The sequence below is a fragment of the Cloacibacillus sp. genome (assembly GCA_036655895.1).
Taxonomy (GTDB): Bacteria; Synergistota; Synergistia; order Synergistales; family Synergistaceae; genus JAVVPF01.
Genome location: JAVVPF010000001.1, coordinates 89,121 through 110,884 on the forward strand (window position 1 = coordinate 89,121; position 21,764 = coordinate 110,884).

The 21,764-nt window shown below is 55.1% G+C and carries 17 protein-coding genes and 1 pseudogene; 2 read left to right on the top strand and 16 right to left on the bottom strand.

Features of this window, described 5'->3' with window-relative positions:
- The first annotated feature begins 16 nt into the window (after positions 1-16).
- Entirely contained in the window at positions 17-2,998 is a 2,982-nt protein-coding gene (locus tag RRY12_00340; GenBank protein ID MEG2183118.1) for an AAA family ATPase, read from the top strand.
- 91 nt (positions 2,999-3,089) lie between these two features.
- Here RRY12_00340 and guaB read toward each other — a convergent pair whose 3' ends face one another.
- From guaB to RRY12_00400, 12 genes are all read right to left on the bottom strand, one after another.
- On the bottom strand, positions 3,090-4,571 hold the full coding sequence (gene guaB / locus RRY12_00345) for an IMP dehydrogenase (GenBank protein ID MEG2183119.1): 1,482 nt from the start codon (positions 4,569-4,571) through the stop codon (positions 3,090-3,092).
- A gap of 45 nt (positions 4,572-4,616) precedes the next feature.
- Entirely contained in the window at positions 4,617-5,780 is a 1,164-nt protein-coding gene (ispF, locus tag RRY12_00350; GenBank protein ID MEG2183120.1) for a 2-C-methyl-D-erythritol 2,4-cyclodiphosphate synthase, read from the bottom strand.
- A 2-nt stretch (positions 5,781-5,782) separates the two neighbouring features.
- Positions 5,783-6,928 (bottom strand): TRAM domain-containing protein, encoded by a 1,146-nt coding sequence (locus tag RRY12_00355; GenBank protein MEG2183121.1) that lies wholly within the window; start codon positions 6,926-6,928, stop codon positions 5,783-5,785.
- Positions 6,929-7,037: 109 nt separating this feature from the next.
- Positions 7,038-7,637: a recombination mediator RecR gene (recR, locus tag RRY12_00360; GenBank protein ID MEG2183122.1), complete on the bottom strand. Its 600-nt coding sequence runs from the start codon at positions 7,635-7,637 to the stop codon at positions 7,038-7,040.
- 9 nt (positions 7,638-7,646) lie between these two features.
- Complete coding sequence (locus RRY12_00365; protein MEG2183123.1) at positions 7,647-7,958, bottom strand: YbaB/EbfC family nucleoid-associated protein; 312 nt, start codon at positions 7,956-7,958, stop codon at positions 7,647-7,649.
- Between the two features lie 72 nt (positions 7,959-8,030).
- On the bottom strand, positions 8,031-9,782 hold the full coding sequence (locus RRY12_00370) for a WecB/TagA/CpsF family glycosyltransferase (GenBank protein ID MEG2183124.1): 1,752 nt from the start codon (positions 9,780-9,782) through the stop codon (positions 8,031-8,033).
- 145 nt (positions 9,783-9,927) lie between these two features.
- Positions 9,928-11,202, bottom strand: coding sequence for a serine--tRNA ligase (serS, locus tag RRY12_00375; GenBank protein ID MEG2183125.1), 1,275 nt, complete (start codon positions 11,200-11,202; stop codon positions 9,928-9,930).
- Positions 11,202-11,687: a 6,7-dimethyl-8-ribityllumazine synthase gene (ribH, locus tag RRY12_00380; protein ID MEG2183126.1), complete on the bottom strand. Its 486-nt coding sequence runs from the start codon at positions 11,685-11,687 to the stop codon at positions 11,202-11,204. Before ribH ends, serS begins: the two co-directional genes overlap by 1 nt.
- Positions 11,688-11,714: 27 nt before the next feature.
- A complete protein-coding gene (locus RRY12_00385) occupies positions 11,715-12,956 on the bottom strand; it encodes a bifunctional 3,4-dihydroxy-2-butanone-4-phosphate synthase/GTP cyclohydrolase II (GenBank protein ID MEG2183127.1) in 1,242 nt (413 codons plus the stop codon).
- A gap of 17 nt (positions 12,957-12,973) precedes the next feature.
- The gene (locus RRY12_00390) at positions 12,974-13,648 is read right to left on the bottom strand and encodes a riboflavin synthase (protein MEG2183128.1); all 675 of its coding nucleotides are present in this window, start codon (positions 13,646-13,648) and stop codon (positions 12,974-12,976) included.
- The gene (gene ribD, locus RRY12_00395) at positions 13,630-14,724 is read right to left on the bottom strand and encodes a bifunctional diaminohydroxyphosphoribosylaminopyrimidine deaminase/5-amino-6-(5-phosphoribosylamino)uracil reductase RibD (GenBank protein MEG2183129.1); all 1,095 of its coding nucleotides are present in this window, start codon (positions 14,722-14,724) and stop codon (positions 13,630-13,632) included. Before ribD ends, RRY12_00390 begins: the two co-directional genes overlap by 19 nt.
- A complete protein-coding gene (locus RRY12_00400; GenBank protein MEG2183130.1) occupies positions 14,705-16,228 on the bottom strand; it encodes an excinuclease ABC subunit UvrC in 1,524 nt (507 codons plus the stop codon). The genes ribD and RRY12_00400 overlap by 20 nt, the downstream gene beginning before the upstream one ends.
- Positions 16,229-16,348: 120 nt before the next feature.
- Between RRY12_00400 and cysS the strand changes: the two genes are divergently transcribed.
- Entirely contained in the window at positions 16,349-17,755 is a 1,407-nt protein-coding gene (gene cysS / locus RRY12_00405) for a cysteine--tRNA ligase (GenBank protein ID MEG2183131.1), read from the top strand.
- A gap of 116 nt (positions 17,756-17,871) precedes the next feature.
- Here cysS and glpX read toward each other — a convergent pair whose 3' ends face one another.
- The 4 genes and pseudogenes from glpX to ftsY all read right to left on the bottom strand — a co-directional run bounded on the left by glpX (position 17,872) and on the right by ftsY (position 21,762).
- Entirely contained in the window at positions 17,872-18,882 is a 1,011-nt protein-coding gene (glpX, locus tag RRY12_00410; protein MEG2183132.1) for a class II fructose-bisphosphatase, read from the bottom strand.
- Between the two features lie 19 nt (positions 18,883-18,901).
- A complete protein-coding gene (gene purB, locus RRY12_00415) occupies positions 18,902-20,218 on the bottom strand; it encodes an adenylosuccinate lyase (protein ID MEG2183133.1) in 1,317 nt (438 codons plus the stop codon).
- Positions 20,219-20,283: 65 nt separating this feature from the next.
- Positions 20,284-20,825 (bottom strand): annotated as a pseudogene (locus tag RRY12_00420) (DUF4416 family protein).
- Between the two features lies 1 nt (position 20,826).
- Complete coding sequence (gene ftsY, locus RRY12_00425) at positions 20,827-21,762, bottom strand: signal recognition particle-docking protein FtsY (GenBank protein ID MEG2183134.1); 936 nt, start codon at positions 21,760-21,762, stop codon at positions 20,827-20,829.
- Between the last annotated feature and the right edge of the window lie 2 nt (positions 21,763-21,764).

The window sequence follows — 21,764 nt, forward strand, 5'->3', positions numbered from 1 at the left end:
GTACGGAGGAATAGGCATGAAACTAGAACTCGCGCTCTTTGGCGAATGCGAAATAATATATGAAGGCAAAAGGGTTCAGTTTAAATTCCGTAAGGCGGAGGCTCTTTTTTACTATATCGCCTTAAACGGCGGCGCTTCCCGAGACGAACTTAAGACGCTCTTCTGGCCTGAGATGAGCGAATCGCAGGCCTCGTCAAATCTGCGCAACGCGCTCTATCTGATAAAATCCCAGATGCCGGAGGCGCTTTTCGCGGACCGTCAAAATGTTCGTGCCGCTGCGTTCGACGACGGTCTTTTTGCGCTCCAAAGGCTGTGCAGCCCAAAGACGCCGCTACCGGAGATGATATTTTCCACTCCGCTTCGAGACTACTGCGCAAATTCCGAGCCGCTCAGCGAATGGCTTGAAGGCCGCCGCGCCAAAATAAACGCGGATATCGTAGAGATCATAAAAAAACGCGCCGATGCAGCATACGAGAGCGGAGAGACTGAAGCTGTGCGCACCGCGCTGGAAGCAGAGAGAAGGCTTGACCCGTTCGACGAATGCTCGATGCTGGAGCTCATGGAGCTGTACCTCAAGAGCGGAGAGCGCGGCAAGGCGGTTTTAGTTTATAAAAACTTCGCGGCGGCGCTTAAGGAAAAACTTTCTCTTGAACCCTCCGACCGAGCGCAGAAATATTACGCCTCTATAGTGAACCCCGAGCCCGCGCCAAACGAACTGCTGCGCTTCAGGTGCAGAAAGCGCGAGCTTGCGCTGCTTACCGACGGACTTTCAAAGGACAGAAGAGAAAAAAATATATTTCTTATAGAGGGAGAGGCCGGCATCGGAAAATCAGCCCTCGTAGACGAAGCGTTAAGGACCTTGCAGCATGACGCGACGCTTGTACTGGCTACTAAGGCCACTCCGATAGGCGAAGGATGCGGCTATTCCGCGTGGAATAATTTCATGACGGAGGCGCTCTCCGCCTGCGCGGAGCGAGGCGTCGTGCCTGAAACAGGCGCGCTTGCGGTGCTTGGCGCCATCTTCCCGTGCATCCTTCAAAACGGCGGCGCCAGCTTCAACGCGGACATCATGCGTGCCGCTGAAATAAACCCCGTCACCGTGGCGTCGCTCATCGCGGAACTTTTAAGGCCGCTTTCTTCTCTCTCTCAAATAGTCTTTATCTTTGAAGACGTGCACTGGTTTGACGACGAATCGTTCAAATTGATGGGCGCGCTGCTTTCCGCCGCGAAATATCCGTATAAGGCGCTCATCACGGCGAGGCCTGAGGCGGCGGCCGGCGCTTCGTCTCTTCTGCGGCAGCTGAACGCCGGAGCAAGGATCCACGAATTAAAACTGCGCCCGTTCAGGGACGACGAGATACTTTTTATAAGCCGTTCGCTTCTTCCTAAAAGCACAATGGAACAAAAGGGCGACGCCTACTTTATACGCGAGAGCGAAGGGCTTCCGCTAATGCTCTTTGAGATGCTGCGAGCGCTGCGCGAGGACCCGCGTTCTGAATGCGAAAAAGGACTGGGCGTCATGGTTTGGAACAGGATAGGGACGCTCGGCGCCGCGGAAAAAAAGATACTGTCGGCCGCCGCCGTCTGCATCAGCGGCACTCCGGCCGTTATTTCAGAGATGACCGGCATGACTCAACAGCGCGTCATATATTCGGCAAACGCCCTCATTGCGAGGGGCCTGCTCTGCGAAAGGCAGGAGGGACGGCAGACCGTATGGGGATTTTTACACCAGAAGCTCCGTGAATGCGTCTACGCCGCGATACCGTATGAGAACCGCAGGGAGCTTCACGCAAAGGCCGCGGCCGCGCTCAGCGCGCGCTACGCCCCGCAGCGCTGGGACCCGGCGCTTGGCGCTATGCTCTGTCATCATTACATCGAGGCCGGAGACCGCGTCTCCGAACTGAAACAATATCTTAGCGAATTGATATTTGAGATAACGCTGAACCACGACATTTTCCCGACGCTCTCCGACAGGCTTTTCCTCTCATGCTCCACGCCGTACAGCAGCCGCGAGGAGACTGAAAAAAAGATAGGGCGCGTCATTGACATACTGGACGAGCTGCGCTGCGAGAACTCAATGAAGGAAGAGGACTTCGCCCGTCTGGAAGCCACCTCCTATGAGCTGGCCGGCGGCTTTCATATCTTTTGGGGCGAATATGAAAAGGGCAAGGTCTTCACTAGAGAGGCGCTTTCAATCACAAAGAGATACTGCCTCGACGAGACCTCCGTCTACTGCCTCAAACATTACTGCTACATGTATATCCAGATAGCGGACACAAAGAACCTGCGCCGCGCGGCGCGCGAGCTGCTACGGCAGTCAAAAAAGGCGGGGCTTGGGCAGTATTTCGCGACTGCGATAAGGTTCATCGGAATGGCCGCCTTTATGGAATCGGACTACGACCTGGCTGAAAAGATATTCAGGCACTCAATAAAAAAGTTTGACGAACTTCGACTCATTGGACGGCGCTACACTCTCGGCATACTCGTCGCAAAATGCTACCTAGGAGAGATAGCGCAAAGACGCGGCCTCTTTGAAGAGGGTGCCGCCTTCTTTGCTGAATGCGCCGCGAAGTGCGAAGAGATGAAGCTTTTCTGGGGCAGGAGTTATTTTCATATGGCCGCAGCGAACATAGCCGTCGATATGAACGACATGCCGGAATTTTTCCGTCAGATAGACGACGCGGTCTCGCTCTTTGAAAGCTGCCGCGGAGGACGTTGCGGCTCGATACTTTACAGCCTGAAGGCGATCGCAGACGCCGAAAGGCTCGATTTTGCCGGCGCAAAACGCGCCTACGAAAAGGCGGAGCTGCTGATAAAGCATGTACCGAGAATAGAGTGGATGGCGGCGCAGCACTTGGCCGCCGCGTGGATCGCAAGGCTTTCAGGGTACGATGCTTCGGACGACGCGGCGATGGCCGTGAAGCTGTATGAAAAAATAGGCTTTACGCTGAGGGCGCGCGCGATACGCGAAAAGTTCGCGCTGGCGCAGGAGCGCTGAGACGGCCTTTTTATAAACAAAAAAATCAACGCAAAAGCGGCGGGCCGGAAAGAAAAACTTCTTCCGGCCCGCCGCTTTATTTGTTATGGAATTATTCGGCCCAGTAGTTAGGAGCCTCTTTTGTAATAACTACGTCGTGCGGATGGCTTTCCTTCATCGAAGCGGAGGTCACCTGTACGAACTGCGCATTATCGTGCAGCTCCTCAAGCGTGGGCGCGCCCACATATCCCATGCCGGCGCGGATGCCGCCGACCATCTGATAGATGACGCCCGAGATGGGGCCTTTGTGAGGAACCATGCCTTCAATTCCTTCGGGAACGAGCTTGTCCTCAGAAGTTCCCTCCTGGAAGTAGCGGTCTTTGCTGCATCCGCCCTTCATAGCGCCAAGCGATCCCATGCCGCGGTAGCTTTTGAACGAACGGCCCTTGTATATTACCGCTTCGCCGGGGCTTTCTTCTGTGCCCGCGAAGAGCGAGCCTATCATTACCACGTCGCCGCCCGCAGCGAGCGCCTTCACGATGTCGCCGGAATAGCGTATCCCGCCGTCCGCCACGACTGTTTTGCCTCTTTTATGAGCCGCTTCCGCTACGTTCATCACCGCCGCCACCTGAGGCACGCCGATGCCGGCCACGATGCGCGTCGTGCATATAGAGCCAGGGCCAATTCCTACTTTGACTCCGTCCGCACCGGCGTCTATAAGCGCGTCGGCGGCGGCCGCGGTCGCTATGTTTCCTCCGACGAGCGGAAGATCCGGGTAAGCTTTGCGTAGGTCTGATATCATGTCCAGCACCATCTTTGAGTGACCGTGCGCGGTATCTACGATGATGACGTCGACTCCGGCCTTCACCAGTGCGGCCGCTCTGTCGCGCGCGTCGTGCCCGACTCCGATAGCGGCTCCGACGCGAAGGCGTCCGTGCGAGTCCTTCGTGGAGTTCGGGAAGGCCTTTGCCTTTAAGATATCTTTTATCGTGATGAGGCCCTTGAGCCTGTTTTCCTTGTCAACTATAGGAAGCTTCTCCACCTTCGTCCCCATAAGGATGTTCTTCGCGTCGTCAAGCGTTGTGCCGATGGGCGCCGTTACAAGGTGCTCCTGCGTCATGATGTTCGATATAGGCTGGTCGAGGTTCGTTACGAAACGAAGGTCGCGGTTCGTTATTATTCCGACGAGGCGAATCTGGTCGTCTACGACGGGCACGCCGGAAATGTGATAGTGCTCCATCAGCGCTACAGCCTCGCGCACAGAATCCGACGGGTGACGGTAGAACGGATCGACGATGACGCCCGACTCGGAGCGCTTTACCTTGTCTACCTCAATGGCCTGCTGTTCTATCGGGAGGTTTCTGTGAAGTATGCCGATGCCGCCCTCGCGCGCAAGAGCGATGGCAAGACGCCCTTCTGTTACAGTGTCCATCGCGGCGCTGCAAATAGGGATGTTCAGCTCTATCTGCGGCGTGAGCCTTGTTGAAACGCTGACCGCCGCCGGCACTACTTCGCTGTAGTTAGGAACGAGCAGCACGTCGTCAAATGTGAATCCCTGATAGTCGACAAATTTCGAATTGTGTTGTTTTTGCATTTTTCAAAAGGCCTCCAGAATGAATTATATGTGTAAACCGCGTCTTTAACAGGCTGACGTTCGTGATATGGTGGCCACTGCGTGGCATATCATACACTCGCTCCGGCCTGCGCTTCCGCAGTGTTCTGCCGATTTTACCTTGATGTTGAATAATCTCTCCCCGGGACCTGCGCCCAGCTCTTTGTCCATTTTTTCTATAAAGGCCGGCACAAGCGCGCCGAGCTTTGGTATTTGCGCGTTCAGCGTGGCGTCTATCCATTCCGGCCGCCAGCCTTTTGCTGCAAGCCGTTCCAGAACGAGGCGCAGAAGCTCTATGCTGTCGGCGCCTCGGAATTTCTCCGAAGACGCGGGAAAAAGCGTACCGATGTCCGGTTCGCCCGCCGCGCCGAGCATCGCGTCCATGACCGTATGTGCTACGATATCCGCGTCCGAGTGGCCCAAAAGTCCGTATCCGGTATCTTTTATCTCTACGCCAGCTATTATGAGCGGACGCCCAGCCGCGAGTTGGTGAATATCATACCCGTGTCCCGTTCTTTTTTCAACAAGTTTTTCGGTCAAAGATTTTGCCATCTCCCAGTCAAACGGAGTCGTTACTTTGAAATTGTGGTCCAGCCCCGCTACGTGCGCTAATTTTCTTCCGGCGGCAAGCCACGCGGAGGCTTCGTCTGTTACGCCGGCGCCGGCATCGTCCAACGCCGCAGAAAGCAGCGCTTTATCGAAGGCCTGAGGCGTCTGCGTCCTGAAATAGAGGCTCCGATCCTCCTGTGTCATTGTTCCGTTTTCGATTTTTTTTAGTGAATCGGTCGAAGGAAGAAGAGGGACGGCGCCGCCTGTCTTCTCCGCCGCCGTCATAAGTTCTTCGCAGAGCCCTTCGGTTATAAAAGGGCGGGCCCCATCGTGAACAAGCACGTGCGACCCGCTGCATTTCTTTAAACCGTTTTGGACAGACTCCGCGCGCGACGCTCCGCCCTGAGTGATCGTAAGCGTCAGCTCTTTTGCGGCCTGCGCGTACTGCTCTTCGTATCCGCGCGGGACGACGAGCACAATGTCCCATATGAGTCCCCTTTTGCGCAAGCTGTCCGCTATGTCAAAAGACCAACGCCACAGCGGCCTGCCCAGAAGGCTGCGAAATTGTTTCGGCTCGCCTCCGATACGGCTGCCGGAGCCGCCCGCTGCTATTAAAAAGGACCACGCGGCGCCGGTCGTCATATTTACGGATGTATCCTTGCGAAGACCATTCTGCCGGCGGAGGTCTGCAGCATGGAGGTCACCGTAACCTTTACCCTTTCGCCGACGTGGCGGTAGCCGTCTTCGACTACGAGCATCGTGCCGTCGTCAAGGTAGCCTATGCCCTGGTGGTTTTCACGTCCTAGGCGGATTATGTCTATCTCGACCTTTTCGCCGGGAAGGAGCATCGGCTTAAGTGAGTTTGCCAGGTCGTTTACGTTCAGCACGTCGACGCCCTCTATCTGAGCCACCTGATTCAGGTTGTAATCGGTTGTTATTACCTTGCCGTTGAGCTGCCTCGCAAGCACGACGAGCGCCTCGTCCACCTTTTCTCTTTCAAGTTCGCGCAGCGTCACCTCTGGTATCTCGATGGTGAGGCCCTTGACCTTCTGGAGCTCCGTCACCACGGAAAGTCCGCGGCGGCCGCGCGTGCGGCGCAGCGAGTCTGTCGAGTCGGCGACGCCCTGAAGCTCAGCCAGGATGAAGCGCGGCAGCACTATTATTCCCTCAAGGAATCCAGTCTGCGCGACGTCCAGTATCCTGCCGTCGATAATTGCGCTCGTGTCCAGTATCTTCGGGAACGAAAGCTCCGTGTGGGCGCTTGCTATCATCTCGACCTCGCCGTTTTCGCCCTTTTTCTTTCGCGTCAGCTTTGATTTAAGATCCATGTTCATTATCATGCTCCAGAAATCGTCGCCGCGTTTAGCGAAGAAGCGCAGCCCCCAGTAGCCGAGCGCTACGTTGAGCAGCACCGCTATATATACCCCTATGCCTCCGGGGATCTTTGAGAGCGGTATCGCTATGAGGTTTGCAAGCAGAAGGCCCAGTATGAGGCCGACCATGCTTACGATCAAATCCGCCACGCTTACGTTTTGAATCCTGGATTCGAAAAACTGTCCAAATTTAATAAGCGCCCACCAGAATAAAGGTGCGAGGATAAAGCCGCATGCTGCTGCAAGAGCCACTACAAAAATGCTTGTGCCGATGGGATGGATGCTTGACATCGAAGGGAACCAGTTCTCGGTCAGCATAAGCAGTGAAAACTGATAGCCCGCTGCGCCGCAGATGAATACCATGACGGCGGTTACAAGTCTTTTCATAACTTTCGATAGTTCTATATCATGACGCATCTTAAGTTCCTCCTTTCTTGATTGTCCTATTTATATTTCACCGTTGCCGCAAATCTTCCGCTGTTATCTTTTGGCCGTCCCGCTAATTTGGCGAGGCGAGCCTTGCCTTTTATTCCATCTCCTTTCTGGCGTCCATTGCCATGTGAAGCGTCACTCTGTCGGCAAAGCCGATGCTCCCGCCTACTGGCAGGCCGTAGGAGAGCCTGGAAATTTTGACCTCAATGTCTCTTAATGCGTCCTGAACTGAGTACGCGGTCAAATCTCCCTCTATGCGCGGCGCCGTGGCCAGGATGATTTCTTTTATTTTTTCATCCTCTACGCGCTCGCGAAGCCTCTCAATGCTTTCTGTCGGTATTTCTTCGTCATCAAGCGGTGAGAGCCTTCCGCCAAGCACATGATAGAGGCCGTTGTATATTCCCGCCTGTTCTATCGCGACGCAGTCCTCTTCGCTTTCGACCACGCAGAGCATCTCTCTGCTGCGCGTCATGTCGGTGCAAATCGGACACGGATCCACATCTGTGAAGGCTCCGCATACGGAGCAGCGTCTGATGTTTTCCGTAAGCGCGATGACGGCCTCTCCGAAGTCCCGTATCCTCTGCCTGTCTTCTTTAAGAAGATAAAAAACCATCCTCCGGGCGGTTTTTTCACCTATGCCCGGAAGGCGGCTCCACTCTTTTATTAATTTTTGAACTGGCCCCGGAAGTGACACGAGGAGCCTCTACATAAGCCCTGGGAATCCGCCCATGCCGCCGGTAAGCGCGTTCATTTTGTCGTTTGACAGAGCCTTAGCCTTGTCGATAGCGTCTTTTACGGCGCCAAGCACGAGGTCTTCTAGCATCTCGGCCTCTTCGGGATTTATTACGTCCTTTGAGATGCTGATAGCTGTGATGTCGCCATGCCCGTTTGCGGTGGCCTTCACCGCGCCGCCGCCAGCAGTTCCCTCAACGACGGTGGTTCCAAGCTCCTCCTGCGCAAGCGTCATCTGTGCCTGCATCCTCTGGGCCTGTTTTAAGATTTTATCCATTTTCATAATTCTTCATCCTTTCACTTTTATCAAATGTTCATTAAATTATCACGTAAGAGCGTTAATTTCAACTGTTTTCTACTTATCTACACTTATATCTTCGTCTTTGTAGTTGTCAATGTGAAAATATGTCGCAGCAAGACGCAATACAAAGACGGGCAGTTTCGTCAGTCTCTTCCAGCGCCACGGCTCCTGTATGACTCTGTATAGCCATTCCATGCCGACCTTCTGCCACATTTTGGGCGCACGCGTCAGCTTGCCGGAGATTACGTCCATGCTGCCGCCTATGCCCATTCCTATGACCGCGCCTGTCGCCGGCAGATATTTTTCAAGCCAGTACTCCTGTTTGGGCACCCCAAGGCCGACAAATAAAATATTTGTACCAGCATCCTTTATGCGCGCGCAGATGTTTTCGGTCTCCTCCTGCTTGAAAAAACCGTCGCAAGTGCCTGCGATTGTAAGGCCTGGATATTTCTGCACGAGCTTTTCGGCGGCGCAGGCGGCGACGGTCGGCGCGCCTCCCAGCATCCAGACGCGCCAGCCTTCGTATGCGGCGCGTTTGCAAAGATGTTCCGTGAATTCTACTCCCGGTATGCGTTCCTGAATGGGCGTGCCTATTAGTTTCAGCGCGCCTATCAGTCCCGCTCCGTCAGGAAGCACGAGCGAGGCGTTTTTGACTATTCTGCGGTAGTCTTTGTCGGTGCGGCTTCTGAGCGCGGCGAGCGCGTCGGGCGTTACGATTATATGCGAGCCGCCTTCGGTGTTTATCCAGTGCTGTACTTTGGCAAGCGCGTAGTTGAGCGAGATGTTGTCCACTTTGACGCCCCAGAGGACGGGATTGCGGCATTCCTCAGCCATGACGACCCGTTTGTATTTAAAGGTGTAGAATAGCCACACCACGCCAAATATCGCGGCGACCGCGGCAAGCAGATAGAAGAAATCCGGTACGCCAAGCTGTATCGCTGAGACCAGGCAGCCGGTGAAGGCGCATATTGTGACTACGAGATATATTGCGACCGGGTGCGTGAATCCGCGTGTGATAAGTTTTCTGTAGAGCATCAGATTGCCGGCAGGCTTCGGCGAAAAGGCGGCGCTGATTACGCCCATCGAGGTTTCCGTTATGGGCAGGGCAAAGAATCCGAGCGGAAGCAGCGCCAGCGTGTAGAAGGTGATCCCCTTGCTGACGCCTAGTATCGAAAGCCCGGCAAAGAGAGTGCCCCACAAGGCGGTCAGCGGCTCCGTGAGCCGCCGGTAGGCGTACATGTGCCGGCTCCAGAAGACGAGCAGGAAGATGAGGCCGATTATGCAGACCTGAGAGGCGTCGTGCAGGCTTTGCGACGACGAAAGTATGACGACTGAGATCATCGTCCAGCTTACGGTAAGAAGCAGGCCGCACAGCCCCGGTATCTCGTCGATCTCCTGAAAGAATATTGGAAATATCCCGACCCAGAGAGTGCTTAAGACGATCGAGGCGAAATAGGAGAGATAATAATATTCTCCGTCGGTAAATTCAATGAAGGCGATGCGTGGGCCGAAGAGCGAAAAGACGAGCCCGACGAGAAAATATAGGAAACGGAGGTTTTTGCCCTTTGTCGCCTTCTGACAGAAGCCGATACAGGCGGCGGCTACGCCGGCTGCGATGGTGATGCGCAAAGGACCATCCGGCATCCAGATGCCGCACAGGGCCCAGGCGCCTATGAGTGTTATATCCTTTAAATAATAATACTGGTCGCTCTCGAGGTACTTTTTAAAAAATTTCTGGATGACTATACATATTAGAGCCACCATCGTTATCATTATTACAGTTGTTCCGTATGAGCTGCTGAACATATAAGGCCAAACTCCAATCTGAAAAATAACGCCATAATATATTCTTTATATCCTATCATAAAAAGCGGAAGCCGCAAGTGAAATCTCACTTTTGGCCTCCGCCGGTATCAAACTATCATAAATAATTTTAGCCGCGCCGCGCGCTTTATAAGGAGATTTTTTCCATGCCGCCGACGTACGGGCGGAGCGCTTCTGGGACGGTCACCGTGCCGTCTTCGTTTTGATAATTTTCGATGATCGCGATGAGCGTGCGGCCGATGGCAAGTCCTGAGCCGTTGAGCGTGTGTACGAGGCGCGCCTTGCCTCCGTCAGCCGGCTTGTATTTTATGCCCATGCGGCGCGCCTGAAAATCTTCGCAGTTGCTGCATGAGCTGATCTCGCGGTATGTTCCCTGTGACGGCAGCCATACTTCGATGTCGTAGGTCTTCGCCGATCCGAAGCCCATGTCTCCGGTGCAGAGCACGATTACGCGGTACGGGATGCCAAGCAGTTCAAGTATTTCCGCTGCGCAGTTCGTCATATGTTCAAGCTCGGCGTAGCTGTTGTCAGGCAGCGCAAGCTTTACCATTTCAACCTTGTCGAACTGGTGCTGGCGCAGCATACCACGCATGTCTCGCCCAGCGCTTCCAGCTTCGCGGCGGAAACAGGGCGTGTAGGCGCAGTAATATTTCGGAAGGTCGGACTCTTTGAATACCTCTCCCGAATGCAGGTTGGTCACGGGCACCTCGGCGGTTGGGATGAGCCAGAGGTCGTCGCAGGCGCAGCGGTAAAGGTCGTCCGCGAATTTTGGAAGGTTGCCTGTGCCGGTCATCGTCTTTGTGCTGACCAGCGCCGGCGTCGCCACCTCGGTAAAGCCGTGCTGCGTCGTGTGCAGGTCGAGCATGAAGTTCATGAGCCCGCGCTCGAGGCGCGCGCCCGCGCCCTTTAGCACGGTGAAACGGCTGCCGGAGAGTTTCACGCCACGGTCAAAGTCCATTATGCCAAGCGCTTCGCCCAGCTCCCAATGCGGCTTTGGCTCAAATTCAAACTGGCGCGGCGTTCCCCATCTGCGCATCTCTATATTGTCGTTTTCATCCTTGCCCTTTGGAACGCTGGCGTTGGGACGGTTCGGTATGCGCAGAGCGAGGTCGTCCAGCTCAGCCTGGATCGCGTCGGCCTTTTCGTCGAGGGCGCGTATCTCGTCTCCAAGGGCGCGTATCTCGTCCTGAAGCGCTGTGGCGTCCTCGCCTTTTCTTCTTTTTTCGCCGACCTCTTTGCTGCCGGCGTTGCGTTTTTCTTTCAGCTTATCGGCTTCAATGAGCGTCTCTCTGCGCGCTTCGTCAAGTTCTTTATATTTATCGAGCGGGAATGTATTGTTGCGCGAGGCGAGCATCTCCGCCAGTTCGTCATAGTGTTCGCGCACCCATTTTGTATCGAGCATTAATCCTGCGCCCCCTTGGAATTTCTGATCTCTTTCATGAGCTTTGCAGTTTCTAGCGCGGCAAGCGCGGCGTCCGCGCCTTTGTTGCCGGCTTTGCTGCCGGAACGCATCAGCGCCTGTTCGAGATTTTCGCAGGTCAGTATGCCGAAGGCGACGGGCACTCTGTGTTCGAGTCCGACCATGGCAAGCCCCTTGGCCGCTTCGCCCGCCACGTACTCGTGATGCGTGGTGTCTCCGCGGATGACGGCGCCCAGAGAAATGATGGCGTCGTATTTGCCAAGCAGCGCTATTTCCTTCGCGACGATGGGCTGTTCCCACGCGCCCGGCGTCCAGAATAGGTCTATATCCTGATAATTTACTCCGTGGCGCGTCAGCGCGTCTTTTGCGCCGTCGATAAGCTTTGAGGTGATCAGTTCGTTGAAGCGCGAGCCTATTATAGCGAACCTGAGGCCTGTTCCAAGCATATCTCCCTGATATGTACGCATTGATTATTCCTCCCGTGTCTTTCTAAATTAATGTTTATGCCCGCACTCTTTGCAGGAATAAACTTTTTCATTAAGGATGTGCCCCATTTTGCACAGCTTCGTGTTCATGTATTTTTCGTTATAGATGTTGGGCGGTATCTCTATCGGCACGCGCTCAGTTATTTCCAGCCCGTAGCCGGCGAGTCCGGTTATTTTGACGGGGTTGTTCGTCATGAGGCGCAGTTTTTTCAGGCCGAGGTCGGCCAGTATCTGCGCGCCGATGCCGTAGTCGCGCTGGTCCGGCGCAAAGCCTAGCGCTAGATTTGCCTCAACTGTGTCCATGCCGCTGTCTTGCAGGTCGTAGGCTTTGAGCTTTGCAAGAAGCCCGATGCCGCGTCCCTCCTGTCTTAAGTATAGCAGCACGCCCCTGCCCTCTTTTTCTATCATGGACATAGCCGTGTGGAGCTGCGGGCCGCAGTCGCAGCGCAAGGAGCCGAGCAGGTCGCCCGTGAAGCATTCGGAATGAACGCGCGTCAGCACAGGCTCGTCGCCCGACAGGTCGCCCTTTACGAGCGCCAGATGGACTGCACCAGGGTTGTCGCCGTACGGGCTGGTGTATACGTAGCACGAGAAGTCTCCCCACATTGTCGGCATGTGGACGACGACCTCTTTTTTGACGAATTTTTCACGGATGACGCGATAGCGGATGAGGTCCTCTACAGTGATTATTTTAAGTCCGTGATTTTTTGCGAAATCAATTAGCTGCGGCAGTCTCGCCATGCTTCCGTCGCAGTTCATTATCTCGCATATCACGCCCGCCGCATTGAGGCCGGCAAGACGCGTAAGATCCACCGCGGCCTCCGTGTGTCCGGCCCTCTGTAGTACGCCGCCGGGACGCGCGATGAGCGGGAAGATGTGCCCCGGCTTTCTGAAATCGCCGGGCTTTGAGGCTGGGTCCGCGAGCGCGCGCGCCGTGAAGGCGCGTTCTGCCGCCGATATGCCGGTGGTCGTTCCTTCAAGGTGGTCGACTGAGACCGTGAACGCGGTGCCGTGAGCGTCCGTGTTGTGTTCCACCATCGGCGAAAGTTCAAGCCGCTGCGCCTGAGCGCAGGATACGGGCACGCAGACAAGTCCGCGCGCGTTTGTCACCATGAAATTGAGGTCTTCTGTGCGGCAGAGATCGGCCGCCATTATGAGGTCTCCCTCGTTTTCACGGTTTTCGTCGTCTACGACGACGACCATTTTGCCCAGTTTTATATCTTCTATTGCCTCTTCAATTTTATTGAACAAACATTTCACCCCTAACGTTAATTCCAGCCATACTCAGATAGTTTATCCCAAGTGAGCGTATTTTTCACCTTATCTTCATCGTTTTGTGCAATATTTCCTGAAAATCGCGCGTCGAGATATTTTTTTATATATTTGCCCATCATGTCGGTCTCGATATTGACCGTATCTCCCGTGCGCAGAAAGCCGAGCGTCGTGTCGGCGAGCGTAGTGGGGATGATGCCGACAGAAAAGCCCTCTGGTTTCGCGTCAATGACGGTGAGGCTAACGCCGTCGATGGTTATAGAGCCTTTCGGCACTATGCCCTCCGCCGTCTCTTTCGACGTTTTAAAAAAAAGCTGGCGCGTTTTGCCGGCGTTTTCCACTTTTTCAAGCACCGCCATACCGTCGACGTGCCCCGCCACGAGGTGTCCGTCGAGGCGTGAGTCAAGGCGCATCGCCCGTTCAAGGTTGACAGAGCCGCCTGGCCTGAGGCCGCCCAGCTTTGTTCGTTTTAATGTTTCGGGCATCATTTCGACGCTGAATGTGCCGGCGCCGCACGCCGTTACGGTGCTGCACGCGCCCGATATGGCGACGGAGTCGCCGATTTTCAGCTCGTGAGCAATTTTGGGAGCGCTTATCGTAAGTTCCGTCACGTCGCCTTTTTTCTGCAAATTCGAGACTGTGCCTACGGTTTCTATAAGTCCGGTGAACATTTAAAAACACCTCTTGTCAAAAGGTCGCAGCCGACCTTTGTGTATTTTATATCTTTGAGAGCAGGCGCGTCGGATATCGCGCCGCTTTCAAAAAAGTCAGAAAACGAGGGCCCTGCGCCCAGTATCTTTGGCGCGGTAAAGAGCGCGAGCTCGTCCGCAAGCCCCGAGGCTATAAAGGCGGAGGTGACGCGCGGGCCGGCCTCCACCATAAGGTAATTGACTCCCTCGCGGCAGAGTTTTTTCAAAACGGCGGGAAGATAGTCCTCCGCTGCCTCTATTCGTTCTATCTGAGCGCCCGCCATTCGCAGATGTTCCTCGCGCCACTCCTCCGCGCCGCTTTGCGCGAAAATGAGCGCGCCGCCGCGCAGTATCTTTGCGCAGGTGGGCGTGCGCAGTTTTCTGTCCACGATGACGCGCAGCGGATTTTTACCTGGCGCGCTGCGGACTGTAAGCTCAGGGTCGTCGCTTAAAACTGTGCCTACTCCAGTGAGCACCGCGCCGTTTTCCGCGCGCATCGCGTGTACCCGTTCGCGGCTTTCCTCGCTCGTTATCCATTTGCTTTCGCCGTTTGCAAGCGCGATGCGCCCGTCAAGCGACGCGGCGCATTTTATCGTCACCCACGGACGCGAGAGCGTCATGCGCCTGATGAAGCCTCGGTTCATATATCTGCATTCGGCCTCAAGCACTCCGTTTTTTACCTCAATGCCAGCGTCGCGCAGTTTTAGAAGTCCCGCGCCCGCCACCTTGGGGTTTGGGTCCGTCATAGCGGTTATGACGCGCGCAGGGCGCTTTTCCAAAAGCATGTCCGCGCAGGGCGGCGTCTTGCCGTAATGCGAACATGGTTCAAGCGTCACATAGACGTCGGCGCCTTCAATGTCGCCGCAAGCGTCCGCTACTGCGTTTACCTCCGCGTGCGGGCCGCCGCATTTTTTGTGCCACCCTCTGCCGATTATCTGGCCGTCGCGCACTATGACGCAGCCGACGCGTGGGTTCGGGCTGCATTCAGCACCCTGCGCCGCAAGTTCGAGCGCGCAGCTCATATAATATTCGTCTATTTTACTCTTCGGAAGATTCATTGCCGGCCTCCTCGTAATTTTCGGCGCCGCTTGGCGCGTCGTCCTCTACCTCGTTAAATTCCTTTAATTTCGCAAGTATCCGCTTTGCAAGCGCGCGCCCTATGCCGGGAGCCGCCGCAAGCTCCTCTTCCGGCACGTCGAGCAGCGCACGCACGCTGCCGAATTTTGTGATGAGCATGGCCGCCTTCGCGCGTCCGATGCCCGGAACCTCTTCTATCTTGCTGCGTTTGAAACTCTTTCCGCGGCGCGTCCTGTGCGACGTGATGGCAAAACGGTGAGACTCGTCGCGCACATGCTGGAGCAGCCGAAGCACCGGGTCGGTGTGGTCGAGGCGTATCGGCTCTTTTCTGTTGGGAAGATAGACCTCTTCAAATTCCTTGGCAAGGGAGATTATCGGGATGTTGTGGATGTTCAACTCGTCCAGCGCCTGAATGGCGAATTCAAGCTGCACAGGGCCGCCGTCTATCAAGATGAGCTGCGGAAGAGGCTCCTGCCCTTCAAGGCAACGGCTATAGCGGCGCGTAAGCGTCTCCTTCATCGAACGGAAGTCGTCTATGCCCTCCACTGTCTTTATGTTGAACTTTCTGTACAGCGACGGGTTTGGATAGCCCTGTTCAAAGACGACCGCAACGCCTACCGTGAAATTTCCCGCGCTGTGCGAGATGTCGAAGCCGTCTATGCGCCACGGCAGTATGGGCAGTTCAAATGCTCTTTGCATCGAGTTTAGTATCTCAAAAAAGTTTTCTTCGCCGGATGGGATGTCCGGCATTGTGTGCTGCTGGCGGCTGACGCGCCATATCGCGCGTATGGTGTCGCGAAGGCGCGCCGCCTCCTCAAAGAGCATCTCGCGTGCCGCGCTGTCCATGCGCTTGCGCAGACGCTCGATAAGCTCCGCTCCGTGTCCCTGCAAAAGCAGTGCCACGTCCGCCGCGCGGTCTCGGTATTCGTTTTCGGTGCAGAGTCCGCAGCACGGCGCGAGGCAGCGGCCCAGCGAATGTTTCATGCAGGGGCGTCCGCCCTGCGCCTTGGGCTCTTCACCGCCGCATGAACGCAGCGGAAGATAGCGCTCGACGAGCCGCAGCAGCGCCCGCACCTCCTGCACGCGGACGTACGGGCCTATGTAGCGCGCTCCGTCGTCCATCTTGACGCGCGTCACTATGATGCGCGGATATTTTTCCGCTGTGATTTTTATGTAGGCGTAGCGTTCGTTCATTTTAAGGTCAACGTTGAAGAAGGGCTGATAGAGCTTTATCAGCCTGTTTTCGAGGATGAGCGCCTCTATTTCGCTTTCCGTCCGCATAGTGGAGATGTCGCGTATCGTGTCCACAAGTTTTTCAAGGCGCGGCGAGGCAAAATGCTCATGCCTGAAGTACGACGAGACGCGTTTTTTCAAAGACTTCGCCTTGCCGATATATATTATCTCCCCGTTTTCATCGCGCATGAGGTATACGCCTGGCTTGTCGGGAAAACCCTTTACAAATTTTATCAATTCTGCCTTGTTCAAATAAATTTACCCTTTCTGTCATTGCGGTCAGGCTTCACTTGGTATAGGATAGCATAAATATGTATATTAGCCGCATCGCCTTTTTCAAGGTTTTGCGGCATTACCGCGGAGGTGCGAAATATGTCATTAGCAGTATATAACGATCTGACAAGGACAAAAGAAAAATTTGTCCCCATCGAAGAGGGAAAGGTGCGTTTTTACGTATGCGGCCCAACCGTCTACAATTTTTTCCACATCGGCAACGCGAGGCCCTTCGTCCTTTTTGACGTATTCAGACGTTATCTTGAAAGCATAGGATATAAGGTCTTCTACGTCCAGAACTTTACCGACATAGACGACAAAATGATAAAGCGCGCAAACGAAATGGGCATCACCGTTGCGGAACTGGCTGACGAATACATCAAAGAATATTTCGACGACGCGGACGCGCTCGGCGTTCGCCGCGCCACGGTCAACCCCCGCGCTACGCACGAGATGCAGCCGATCATTGAGATAGTGGAAACGCTCATCAAAAAGGGACACGCCTATGAGGTAGAAGGCGACGTTTATTTTAACGTGGCAAGCTTCGGCGAATACGGCAAGCTCTCAAAGCAGAGCATAGACGAACTGCTCTCGGGCGCGCGCATCGACGTTGACGAACGCAAGCAGAGGCCGCTTGACTTCGCGCTGTGGAAGGCGGCGAAGCCCGGAGAACCCGCGTGGGAGAGCCCGTGGGGCCCGGGGCGCCCCGGCTGGCACATCGAGTGCAGCGCGATGTCTACAAAATATCTCGGCAAGACGATAGACATCCACGGCGGCGGAAGCGACCTCATTTTCCCGCACCACGAAAACGAGATAGCTCAGTCTGAGTGCGCAAATGAGATGCAGTTTGTAAAATACTGGCTGCACAACGCCTATCTGCTCATCGACAAGGAAAAAATGTCAAAGTCGCTGGGCAACTTCCTCACAGTCCGCGACATCCGCCAGAAGGTGAACCCGCTGGTGCTGCGTTTCTTCCTGATGAGCTCGCACTACCGTTCGCCGCTCAACTTCTCGCAGGAGGGCCTTGAACAGTCGAAGGCGGCGCTTGAGCGTCTGCACAACTGCTGGGGCGATCTTAACTTTGCGATGGAAAACCGCGACGCCGGCGCGGCGGACGAAGCACTGGCAGAGGCCGCAACGCGCGCATGGGAGGGCTTCACGGAGTCAATGGACGACGATTTCAATACCGCTGGCGCTATTGGAAATATTTTCGACCTTGTGAGGGCCGTCAACGTCCACCTTACTGAGCACGCGCAGATAGACGAAAAGGGCATAGCCCGCGCCAAAGAAATATTTGAAAAGACAAACGCCGTGCTGGGCTATCTGCCGGAAGATAAAAAGGCCGACGCGGATGACGCGGATATTGACGCGTTGGTAGCGGAGCGCACGGAGGCAAGAAAAAGCAAGAATTTCAAACGTTCCGACGAGATACGCGATCTGCTTGCGGCAAAGGGCGTCGTCATCGAAGACACGCCTCAGGGCCCGCGCTGGAAGAAAACGCTGTAGATATTTACGAAAAAACAGGGGCCTTTCGGCATCTCGAAACGTCCCGCGGCAAAAAAAAAGCGGAACCCTTTGAGGGTCCCGCCTTTTTGTTAGATTAAAGTCAGATAAAAGATGATTTACAGGAACGAGCAGGATGAAGAGGGAGCGCCGTATTTGATGCCGCTGATCTCGTCAAGCTTCTGTACGTTGTGGACCGCGTCGATGTAGCGGATGGTGCCGCTTTTCGCGCGCATTACCAACGACGATGTGTGGATGCCGTCTCCTGAGTAGCGAACGCCCTTCAGCCAGTCGCCGTCGGTTACGCCCGTTGCTGCGAAGTAGACGTTTTCGCATGAGACGAGGTCGTTCAGGTTCAGCACCTTATTGACGTCCATGCCCTTATCCTTGCACTTTTCGCGCTCTTCGTCGTTGCGCGGCCAAAGTTTGCACTGCATGTTGCCGCCTACACATTTTACGGCGCAGGCTGTGATGACGGCTTCAGGCGAGCCGCCGATGCCCATCAGGAGGTCAATGCCGGCGTTCGGCTTGCATGTCGAAAGCGCGCCCGCTACGTCTCCGTCGGGGATGAGGTGGATACGCGCATGGATGGAGCGTATCTCTTTGATGAGCTCTTCGTGACGCGGCCTGTCAAGGACTACGACGGTGACGTCTTCGACCGATTTTCTGAGAGCGCGCGCTACTGCCCTGATGTTGTCCGTGGGGCTTGCGTCGATGTTGATTGCGTGCGCGGCGTACGGGCCGGTTGCAATTTTGTCCATGTAGAAGATATGCTGAGGATCAAACATAGACCCTCTTTCAGCGAATGCCACGACGCTCACCGCGTTGGGAAGTCCAAGCGCTGTCAGGCGCGTTCCGTCGATCGGGTCTACTGCTATGTCTACCTGCGGATCTGTCCCGTATCCCAGCTTCTCCCCGTTGAAGAGCATAGGAGCTTCGTCCTTTTCGCCCTCTCCGATAACAACAACTCCGTCCATAGCGACATTGTTGAGTATGAAGCGCATTGCGTTTACAGCAGCTCCGTCAACGCCATTCTTGTCACCGCGTCCCATCCAGCGGCCTGCGGACATCGCCGCGGCTTCTGTCGCTCGTACCATTTCAAGCGCCATATTCCTGTCCGGTGCAGACATGTGCAACCCCTCCGTGTTTTTATTTTGAGGCGGCAGAGGCTTTCAGTTCGGGAAAGCGTGCGAATACCTCGTCGATATGTTTAAGATAATACCCCAAATCAAATAAAGATTCCAGCTCGGAAGAGGACATTTTTGTGATTCTTGCGTCCGATTTCAAAAGATCGAGCAGCGGCTTCTTTTCATCCCAGCAGCGCATCGCGTTGCTTTGCGCGATAGCGTAAGCATCCTCGCGGCTGACGCCCTCGCGCTCTACGAGTTCGATGAGCACGCGGCCGGAGAAAAGCAGCCCTTTCGTGATGTCGATGTCTTCAAGCATTTTATCTTCGTTGACGACGAGGCCACCCATCACCTTTATCATGATTTTAGTCATGTAGTGCGCAAGGTGAAAGACGTCCGGCCACATGACGCGTTCAACCGATGAGTGGCTGATGTCGCGCTCGTGCCAAAGCGCGATGTCTTCAAGCGCGGGCACCGCGTATCCGCGAAGAAGGCGGGACATCCCGCAGACTCTCTCGCAGAGGATGGGGTTCTTTTTATGGGGCATCGCGGAGGAGCCTTTTTGTCCCTTTTTGAACGGCTCAAGCGCTTCAAGCACCTCCGTGCGCTGAAGGTGGCGTATCTCAAGCGCCGTGCGTTCCAGAGTCCCTCCGCAGACGGCAAGGTCTGTCACGACGCGCGCGTGTCTGTCGCGCTGGATTACCTGAGTTGATACAGGGTCGACAGAAAGGCCCAGCAGTTCGCAGACTCTCGCCTCAACGTCCGGCGGGCAGTTCGCGTAAGTGCCGACTGCGCCGGAAAGCTTGCCGACCATCATCTCGGCCTTTGTGCGAGTCAGGCGTTCGATGTCGCGTCCTAGCTCCGCGTAGTGGTTCAGCAGCTTGAGGCCGAAGGTCGTGGGTTCGGCGTGGATGCCGTGCGTCCGTCCGGGGCACGGCGTCTTTTTGTATTTGACGGCCATTTCGCCAAGAAGCTTGTGGAGCTTTTTCAGCTCGCAGAGAACGACGTCGAGGCTTTCACCAAGAAGCAGGGAGGAGGCGGTGTCGATAACGTCGCTGCTCGTAAGTCCCAGGTGGACGAAGCGGCCCGACTCGCCTATCGTCTCTGCCACGCTTGATACGAAGGCTATGACGTCGTGCTGAGTCACCTCTTCTATCTCGTGGATGCGCTGCACCGTGAACCCGGCCTTGTCCCTGATGTTCTTGAAATCTTCGTCGGGCACGACGCCTTTTTCATTCCATGCCTGAGTCGCGGCAAGCTCGACGTCAAGCCATCTTCCAAAACGGTTCTCGTCTGTCCATATCTTTTTTATTTCCTGTGTCTCATAACGCGGTATCATCTATAGGCCTCCATATTGCAAAATATTTTCATTTTCAAATGATATGACGATGCGGCGCAAAAGCCTCAGCGGGCCAGCTGCGCCTCTTTTTTCCAGTCCTCGCGGACCAGCTCGAGCCAATCGTCGTACACGCCGCTTTTGAAATCCGGGAAGGTGTAAAAAAAGCTCTCCCAGCGTCCTTTTCTTCGGCATAGCGTCACTTCGCAGAAGATGCCGCGGCGCAGATAAACTCTGTGCGCCTGTCCCTTCGTTGAGGCGAGTAAAAGCCGCGCTCCGTCCACCGTGCCAGGGTCCAGGTTTACGCGGCGGCTTTCTCCTGTAAGTTTTTCTATCTCACAACTTTCGATTTTCCAATCGGGCAGTTTTGACATAGGGTAAAGCCAGGGTATGAGAAAAATATTCTATCGAGCTTTGGAGAGATATTTTCGTAATAATTTGTCCAGTCAAATGCAAAGGGGCGGCTCACACGCTCAGGGCTCCCCCATCGCGCCTTTAGCAGCTCCATTGCGTTTTGACATATATCTGGAGCGTCGTGAGGGACAAGCAGCGCGAGAATCTTTTTGACCAGCGGGTCTCGCGGATGCTTTGCTTCACACTCTTGCTGCATTTTATTTATTTTCTCCCGACGGCGCGCCAAGCAGCGTTTCTACAAAGGTGCGCGGCTCGAAGAGCTGAAGGTCGTCGATGCCTTCGCCGAGGCCGACATACCGTATCGGCATTTTGAGCTTGTCCGCAATGGCGATGACGATGCCGCCTTTTGAGGTGTTGTCGAATTTCGTGAGGACGACGCCCGTTATCGGCATTATTTTGCTGAAGGTCTCCGCCTGGATGAAGCCGTTCTGTCCCGTTACAGCGTCAAGCACTATAAGAACCTCCGCCGGGCCTTCCGGTATCTCGCGCTTTATAACGCGCGTCACCTTTGAAAGTTCCTCCATGAGGTTCGATTTCGTGTGCAGGCGTCCCGCCGTGTCCGCTATTATCACATCCGCGTCTGATGCCTTTGCCGCCATGATGGAATCAAAGACCACCGCCGCGGGATCGCTGTCCTGAGACTGCGCTATGACGCGAACTCCTGCGCGTTCCCCCCAGGCTTTGAGCTGTTCTATAGCGGCCGCTCTGAATGTGTCGGCCGCCGCAAGAATGACACGTCTGCCTTCTGCTTTGAGCTGCGAGGCAAGTTTGCCAGAGGTGGTCGTTTTGCCGCTGCCGTTTACGCCTATCATGATGACGACGGACGGTTTGTTTGCCAGCGAAAGCGGCTTGCCCATCCCGGGGACGGCTTCAAGGCGCGATATGAGCAGCTCCGCAAAGGCAGAGCGAAGCTCCTGCTTTTTGGTTATCCTGCGGTCTATGAGGACCTGTTTCAGCTCTGTGATGAGCGATTCCGAGGTGTCGATGCCTACGTCGCCGAGTATTAGGTTCTCCTCTAGCTCATCCCAGAAATCATCCGTCACAGGGTCGTCTGAAAAAAGGTTTGAGACGCTCTGAGTCCATTTATTTCCGGTATTTTTAAGCTTTTCTGCAAAACTTTTAAATATGCCCATCC

Coding starts and splice junctions, on each gene's coding strand:
- RRY12_00340 (MEG2183118.1), top strand. CDS start 17: ATGAAACTAGAACTCGCGCTCTTTGGCGAATGCGAAATAATATATGAA.
- guaB (MEG2183119.1), bottom strand. CDS start 4,571: ATGCAAAAACAACACAATTCGAAATTTGTCGACTATCAGGGATTCACA.
- ispF (MEG2183120.1), bottom strand. CDS start 5,780: ATGACGACCGGCGCCGCGTGGTCCTTTTTAATAGCAGCGGGCGGCTCC.
- RRY12_00355 (MEG2183121.1), bottom strand. CDS start 6,928: ATGCGTCATGATATAGAACTATCGAAAGTTATGAAAAGACTTGTAACC.
- RRY12_00365 (MEG2183123.1), bottom strand. CDS start 7,958: ATGAAAATGGATAAAATCTTAAAACAGGCCCAGAGGATGCAGGCACAG.
- RRY12_00370 (MEG2183124.1), bottom strand. CDS start 9,782: ATGTTCAGCAGCTCATACGGAACAACTGTAATAATGATAACGATGGTG.
- serS (MEG2183125.1), bottom strand. CDS start 11,202: ATGCTCGATACAAAATGGGTGCGCGAACACTATGACGAACTGGCGGAG.
- ribH (MEG2183126.1), bottom strand. CDS start 11,687: ATGCGTACATATCAGGGAGATATGCTTGGAACAGGCCTCAGGTTCGCT.
- RRY12_00390 (MEG2183128.1), bottom strand. CDS start 13,648: ATGTTCACCGGACTTATAGAAACCGTAGGCACAGTCTCGAATTTGCAG.
- ribD (MEG2183129.1), bottom strand. CDS start 14,724: ATGAATCTTCCGAAGAGTAAAATAGACGAATATTATATGAGCTGCGCG.
- cysS (MEG2183131.1), top strand. CDS start 16,349: ATGTCATTAGCAGTATATAACGATCTGACAAGGACAAAAGAAAAATTT.
- glpX (MEG2183132.1), bottom strand. CDS start 18,882: ATGTCTGCACCGGACAGGAATATGGCGCTTGAAATGGTACGAGCGACA.
- purB (MEG2183133.1), bottom strand. CDS start 20,218: ATGATACCGCGTTATGAGACACAGGAAATAAAAAAGATATGGACAGAC.
- ftsY (MEG2183134.1), bottom strand. CDS start 21,762: ATGGGCATATTTAAAAGTTTTGCAGAAAAGCTTAAAAATACCGGAAAT.